The organism is Streptomyces sp. NPDC058576, from assembly GCF_042718715.1.
Classification (GTDB): domain Bacteria; phylum Actinomycetota; class Actinomycetes; order Streptomycetales; family Streptomycetaceae; genus Streptomyces.
The window spans coordinates 107,327-113,831 of sequence record NZ_JBHXPF010000022.1 but is presented as its reverse complement, the minus strand read 5'-3'; the positions used below and the strand labels follow the sequence as shown (position 1 = coordinate 113,831).

Below are 6,505 nucleotides of genomic sequence, written 5' to 3'. Positions count from 1 at the left end.
CGTGATGGACGGCCTGGCCCGGTTTCGGTCCCGCCCGGTCGGGGGGTGGTCCGGCCACCACCCTTCCGGGCGGGAACGAAACGGCCTCCCACGACGGCAGGGGCGGGACCCCGACCGAGGCGGCCGGGACCTGGTCGGGCGGAGTCCGGGCCTCCCGTGGTTGTCCCGCACCCGCGGGCGTGTCGGGCCCGACCGCGATGCCCCCCATTCGACCGATCCGAACGTCCGAGCGAACTGGAGGCGGTGCCTCCCCACCTACCCGCGGAGGTACAGGGTGGCCGGACAACCTTGGCCCGTGGCGGCGGCCCAGGAACCGTAGGAGTCGGAAGCCGTGGCCGGTCAGTGACCGCGCCGCTCGTCGACCGAACGGGGAAACCACTCATGCGTCATGTCCAGGAGATGCCAGCCGCCGGCCTCAGATGCCACTCCGCCGGCCCCGCACGATGGGACGAGCGGGTGCTGGAGGAGCTGGCCGCGGCCATCTTCACGTCCTTACGCAGGAGCGACCAGCGCAAGAGGGGCGCGGACTACCTCCGCGGCCTGCTCGCGGCGGACGGTCGGCGGTCGATCCGTAATCTCGCGTCGCTGCTCGGAGGTTCCGCCACCGAACAGAGCCTGCACCACTTCGTCTGCAACTCGACGTGGGACTGGACCCTGGTCCGCCGCGCACTCGCCCGTCATCTGGCGGACCAGGTGACGCCCTCGGCCTGGGTGGTGCGGCCCATGGTGATCCCGAAAGCCGGTGAGAACTCGGTGGGCGTGGAGCGCCTGTACGTGTCCGAGGTCGGCCAGCTCGTCAACGCCCAGCAGGCATGCGGTGTCTGGGCCGCGACCGAGGACATGAGCGCCCCGGTCAACTGGCGCCTGCATCTCTCCGCGTCCTGGCTCGACGACGAACGGCGACGCCAGGCATCGATCCCGGGTGACGTCGGCGAGAGCTCCCCGGGGGAGTCGGCCATCGAGGCGGCGCTGGAGACGGCCCGGGACTGGGGTGTGGCGCTGCGGCCCGTGGTCCTGGACGCCCGGGGCATGGACGTGCCCGCGGCCGTCCGCCGCCTGCGCCTCGCGGGCGTGCCCTTCCTGATCCGTATCAGCGGCTCCGAGCTGCTGGCGTCGGCCGACCCCGCCTTCGGGGCGCGGGTGCCCCAGACGCGGGAAGCCGCCCAGCTGATGATCGCCGCCCGGGACCGTATGCGGCCCGTGCCGCTGCGGGATCCCGAGGTGGGCAAGGAGATACGGATGGGCCTGGCGGCGCTCGTGCGCGTACGGCCGGCGGGTTCGGTGCGCCGCTTCTCGGGCATGGGCGGACTCGGGCTGCTGGGGGTCGGTGAGACGCGCCGGCAGTGGCCGATGGAGCTGTGGCTGACCGACATGACGGAGGCGCAGCCGCACACGCTCGTCCGGCTGAGCCGGCTGACGCGCCGGGTCGAGCGGGACTTCCACGAGAGCGCGGACCGGCTCGGGATCCGGGACTTCACCGGCCGTTCCTACAGCGGCTGGCATCGGCACGCGACGCTGTCGTCCGCCGCGCACGCCGTGTCGATGCTCAGTGCCACCGGCCGGGGCGCCCTCGCCGCGGCGTGTTAGGCACGTGCCTCAGGGGTTGTCCGGCCCGGTAGGTCCGGCCGGACCCTCCTGATCCGGTACCGGTCGCGCGGGGCGTCTTGGGCTCTCGCGCGGCCGGGACCGTGGTGCGCCGGAGGCGGTTCAGACCTTCCGGAGCCGCTCGATGGTCCGCTCGGTGACCTGCTTTCCTGCCGTCAGGTAGCGGGTGACCAGCTGGAGTTCCTCGGTGGTGAACTCCAGGCCGAGCTCCATCGAATCCTCGATCAGCGGCTTGAACACATGGGCGATCGACGCGCTCTTGTCGGTGGGCCGGATGATGACCTTCCGGCGGTCCTGTGTGTCGCGCTCCCGCCGCACGTATCCGTTGGCCTCCAAGCGGTCGATCACACCGGTGATCGAGCCGGTGGTGAGGTCGGTGATCCGGGCCAGGTCGCCCGGTGTGAGCGGCTCGTCCGGCCCGACGCCCTGGAGATAGGACAGGATCCACGCGTCCGTCGGGTGCATCTTCAGCGCCCGCGCCGTCGCCGCGTTGAGCGACAGGAAAGCGAGCCCCAGCTCGCGGCCGGCCGTCATCACCTGCTGGAGGGCGATGTCGCGCTCGCGCTCGCCGGTGTGCTTCCCGGTGGACTCGTGATACCCCCGCGCCTGGTCGGCGGGAACTGACCTTGACATACGACCCTCAGCAATCTTACTTTGCATGTATCTTCGTAACCGAGATATATTGTTCTTGAGATGCTCCGTTTTTGAGGGTACTGGATCCGAAAAGAGTCGGGAAGCCGTCATGACCGTGCCTGCAGAGAAGTCTGAAGATCGGATTCCGGAGGAGCCCCTCGTCGTCGCTGACGACGGCCTCGACCCGAAGCGCTGGCTGGCGCTGGGGGTGATTCTCTTCGCCGCCTTCATGGACCTGCTCGACGTGACCATCGTCAACGTGGCGGTCCCCAGCATCCAGCGGGACATCGACGCGACCTACTCCTCCGTCGCCTGGATGACGGCCGGATACGCCCTCGCCTTCGCCGCACTGCTGATCACCGGCGGGCGCCTCGGCGACATCTACGGCCGCAAGCTCATGCTGCTCCTCGGCCTGGGCGGCTTCACCGTCGCCTCCCTGGTCTGCGGCATCGCCCCCGAGCCCGGGGTGCTCGTCGCCGCGCGCATCGCCCAGGGGGCCGCTGCCGCCCTGATGATCCCGCAGGTGCTCTCGATCGTGCACGTGAGCTTCCCCAAGGAGGAGCGCGGCAAGGTCTTCGGTCTCTACGGCAGCGTCGCCGGCCTTGCCGTCGTCCTCGGTCCCGTGCTCGGCGGCATCTTCGTCGACGCGGACTTCTTCGGTCTCGCCTGGCGCCCGATCTTCCTGGTGAACATCCCGATCGGCATCGTCACCTTCATCGCCGCCGTGGCCTGGGTGCGGGAGTCGAAGGCCCCCGACGCCCCGAGGCTGGACTTCGTCGGCGTCGTCCTGGCCACGGCGAGCGTCCTGATGCTGGTCTACCCGCTCACCCAGGGGCGCGAACTGGGCTGGCCCGCATGGTCGTTCGTCATGATGGCCGGTTCGGTCGTGGTCCTCGTCGCCTTCATCGCGTACGAACGCCGGCTCATCCAGCGGGGCGGGGCGCCCCTCATCTCGCTGAGCCTGTTCTCCACCCGCAGCTTCGCCGGCGGCTTCGGCGTCAACCTGCTCTACAGCGTCGCCTACGGCACCTTCTTCCTGATGTGGACGCTCTACATGCAGGCGGGCCTCGGCTGGTCGGCGATGCGGGCCGGGCTCACGGGGCTGCCGATGTTCCTGGGCTTCATGGTGACCGCCGGCCTCGCGGGCACCACCCTGACGCCCAAGCTCGGCCGCAAGGTGCTCTTCGGCGGCGGCGTCGTCCTCATCGTCGGTGCGATCTCCTTCATGTTCGTCGGGAACCGCTACGGTGCGGACATCAGCTCCTGGCAGATGGTGGCGCCGCTCTTCGTGTTCGGCCTCGGCATGGGCAGTGTGGTGGCCCCGGTCGTGGACTTCGCGCTCACCGAAGTCCCGCACAAGGACGCGGGGTCGGCCTCCGGCGTACTCAACACCTCGGGCCAGCTCGGCATGGCGATCGGTATCGCGCTCGTCGCCGTCGTCTTCCTCGGAGCCATCCCCGGACAGACGGGCAAGGGCATCGAGTCGGTGGACACCGGGGTGCGTCAGGAACTGGCGGCGATCGGAGTCGAGGACCGGCCGTCCCAGAACAGGATCCTGGCCGGATACGAGACCTGCGTCGAGGACCGGCTGGACGAGGCGGACCCGAGCGTCGTGCCCGCCAGCTGTCAGGTGCCCCCCGCGGGAGTCTCCGAGGGAAGCGTGGAGCAGGTGCGGAAGGTGCTGGACGACGCCACCCCCGAGGTCCGCGCCGAGGCGTTCTCCCGGGCGTTCGGAACGAGCCTGCTCTGGGTGGCCGGACTGTTCGCCGTGATGACGCTGCTCATGTTCAGCCTGCCGAAGTTCGCCAAACCGCAAGAGCTCTGAGGCCGGGCGCTGTTCCGTACGGCACGGCAACCCACGTCGTCGGCTGCTTCGGCTCGAAGCGGCCGGCGACGTGGTTGCCGTGGCACCGACACCCACGGTTTTCGGACGTTGATCTACTTCCGGACAGATAACCGGACCGGCTTGAGTCTGGCCTCGGCGTGTCGTCACATCTCTATGTGGATTCTGGCCGTCGGACAGCACGCATCGACCCCGAGAACCTCCGGAGACGCCCGCCGCCCGCCTTTCCCCTCCGCTCCCGGCTTCACCCCCCCCGACGCACGGTCGCCCGAGTGCAGGACCTCGCCGTCACCTGGCAGCCCTTCACCCGAGTGAAGCCCCCCCCACACCCCCTACGGACAGTCTGGAGAGAGAGATGTCTCAAGACACTGCCACGCTGAGCGGTGTCCTCACGCTGCTGGGACACCTGGCGGCACGGGCTCCCCGAGAGGCATTCGACGAACCGGTCGTTCGCGCGCGGAGCGACGAAATCGATCCCCGGGCGCGCGCCGAACTGGAGCGCGCCCGTAATCTCGCGCTCTCGGTCGACCAGCGCATCCGCGACCTGGACCGCCGCAAGAACGAACTCGCCATGCTCATCGACACGGTCAGGGACCTGGCCGAGCAACAGGACCTCGAAGCGCTGCTCACCACGGTCGTGCGCCGGTCGAGACTGCTGCTGCACCTGGACACGGCCTGGGTCGCGCTGCTCGACCCGAAGGGCGGCATCAGGGTCGGAGCCGCGGACGGCACGATCTCCGACCTCAACGAGGCGTCCCACGCGTCCTCGTGGGGCGATCTGACCACGCTGGGCATGGTGGGCAGGGCGCCGGTGTGGACCTCCGACTACGCGGGCGTCGAGAGCGTTCGCCGCCTCGCGCACACCGACCGGGTGGTGTACCAGGAGGGGCTGTGCGCACTCATCGCCGTCCCGCTGCGGGTCGGCGACCGGGCCATCGGCGTCCTCTACGGCGGTGACCGCGTCTCCCGCTCCTTCACCGCCGACGAGGTCGCCATGATGACGTCGCTCGGCGACTACGCCTCCTCCGCCGTGGAACGCGTCCAGGCCCGTGACGAGGCCCGCGGCCAGCTCGCCGAGATGACGGACGAGGTCGAACGGCTCCGCGCCCGCGAGCGCGGCGAGCGGCGCGCCGCCGGGAGCGGCAGCAGACTCCTCGACCTGGTGCTCAGCGGCGCCGACGCGCACGCCTTCGCGGCTGCCGCGGCCGTCGAGCTGGGCGGTTCGGTATGGCTGCGCGACGAGAACGACGGCACCATCGCCTGCTCGGACCCGCAGTGGGTGGCCGATGAGGAGAAGCTCGCCGAGGTGGCGTTCACGGCGCGTGCCGAGCACCGGATCGTCCGGCTCGGCAACGAGGTCACCGTCGCTTCCTTCCGGGTCGGCGACGAGGACCTCGGTGCCCTCGTGGTCCGCTGCCCGGACCGGCCGCGCGGCCCCGACCCCCGGGTCCTGCGCCATGTGCTCCAGGCGGCGACGGTGCTCGCCACCCTCAACCGCGGGGCGGAATCGGTGGACCGCAGGCTCCGGGACGAGGCGCTCGAAGAGTTCATCAACGGAGCCCCCACCACCAAACGCTGGCAGCGCAAGCTCCAGCAGCGCCTCGGGCTCGACCTCAGCCGGCGGCACGCCGTGATCGTCGTCAAGGCCGACATCCGCGAGCGCAAGCGCCTGGCCACCTGGGCCTCCACCTTCGTATGGCTGCGCGGAGGTGCGAGAACCGTGCACGACGGACACCTGATCATGCTGCTGCCTCACGACGACCCGGGCGAGCTGGCACGCGAGGTGATGCAGCGCCTCGGCGAGACCTTCGGCCGGCCGGAACCGGTCGGCGCGGCCCTCACCCGGGGCGGTCCCGAGGGGCTGGCGACGGCCTATCAGGAGGCACTCGGCTGCCTGGAGGCCCTGGTCGCCTTCGGTCGGCAGGACACCGCGGCCACGATGGACGAACTCGGCTTCGTCGGGATGCTGCTGGGCGGCAACCCGGACATCGTCGCCTTCATCGAGCAGCGTCTCGGCCCGATCATCCGGTACGACGAGGAACGCTCCACCGGGCTCGCCGCCACCCTGGAGGCCTACTTCGCAGCGGGATCGAGCCCGACCTACGCGGCCGACGCGCTCCAGGTCCACCCCAACACCGTGGCACGGCGGTTGGAGCGTGTCTCGCAGCTGCTCGGCCCGAAGTGGCAGCAGCCGGGTCCCGCCCTGGAGATCCAGCTCGCCCTGCGCCTGCGCAAGGTCACCGAGTTCCTGGTCGGACGCTCGACGGTCGGTCAGAGCACCGACAGCGGCAGCTGAACTCCCGCAGAAGGATGAGGGGTGGGGGGGGGGGGGGGCCCCGCGCCCCCCGCGCCCCCCGGCGGGCGCGGGGCGCCCCCCCCCCCCCCCCCCCCCCCCCAGCGAGTCAGCCCCCGCGGCGGGGCGGC

4 protein-coding genes are annotated in these 6,505 nt (G+C 70.8%); 3 read left to right on the top strand and 1 reads right to left on the bottom strand.

What is annotated here, in order from left to right; translation table 11 throughout:
- Positions 1–381 precede the first annotated feature (381 nt).
- Positions 382–1,587, top strand: coding sequence for an IS701 family transposase (locus ACFWRV_RS17905; RefSeq protein WP_384335350.1), 1,206 nt, complete (start codon positions 382–384; stop codon positions 1,585–1,587).
- A gap of 120 nt (positions 1,588–1,707) precedes the next feature.
- Here the strand turns inward: ACFWRV_RS17905 and ACFWRV_RS17900 are convergent, their stop codons facing one another.
- The gene (locus ACFWRV_RS17900; RefSeq protein ID WP_384335347.1) at positions 1,708–2,238 is read right to left on the bottom strand and encodes a MarR family winged helix-turn-helix transcriptional regulator; all 531 of its coding nucleotides are present in this window, start codon (positions 2,236–2,238) and stop codon (positions 1,708–1,710) included.
- Positions 2,239–2,347: 109 nt separating this feature from the next.
- Here ACFWRV_RS17900 and ACFWRV_RS17895 point away from each other — a divergent pair, with 109 nt between their 5' ends.
- The gene (locus ACFWRV_RS17895) at positions 2,348–4,063 is read left to right on the top strand and encodes an MFS transporter (RefSeq protein WP_384335344.1); all 1,716 of its coding nucleotides are present in this window, start codon (positions 2,348–2,350) and stop codon (positions 4,061–4,063) included.
- Between the two features lie 373 nt (positions 4,064–4,436).
- A complete protein-coding gene (locus ACFWRV_RS17890) occupies positions 4,437–6,377 on the top strand; it encodes a helix-turn-helix domain-containing protein (protein WP_384335341.1) in 1,941 nt (646 codons plus the stop codon).
- The last annotated feature ends 128 nt before the right edge of the window (positions 6,378–6,505 follow it).

Bases quoted from the DNA above. Each gene is read 5' to 3' on its own strand.
- ACFWRV_RS17900 (WP_384335347.1), bottom strand. From the start codon at position 2,238: ATGTCAAGGTCAGTTCCCGCCGACCAGGCGCGGGGGTATCACGAGTCC.
- ACFWRV_RS17905 (WP_384335350.1), top strand. From the start codon at position 382: ATGCGTCATGTCCAGGAGATGCCAGCCGCCGGCCTCAGATGCCACTCC.
- ACFWRV_RS17895 (WP_384335344.1), top strand. From the start codon at position 2,348: ATGACCGTGCCTGCAGAGAAGTCTGAAGATCGGATTCCGGAGGAGCCC.
- ACFWRV_RS17890 (WP_384335341.1), top strand. From the start codon at position 4,437: ATGTCTCAAGACACTGCCACGCTGAGCGGTGTCCTCACGCTGCTGGGA.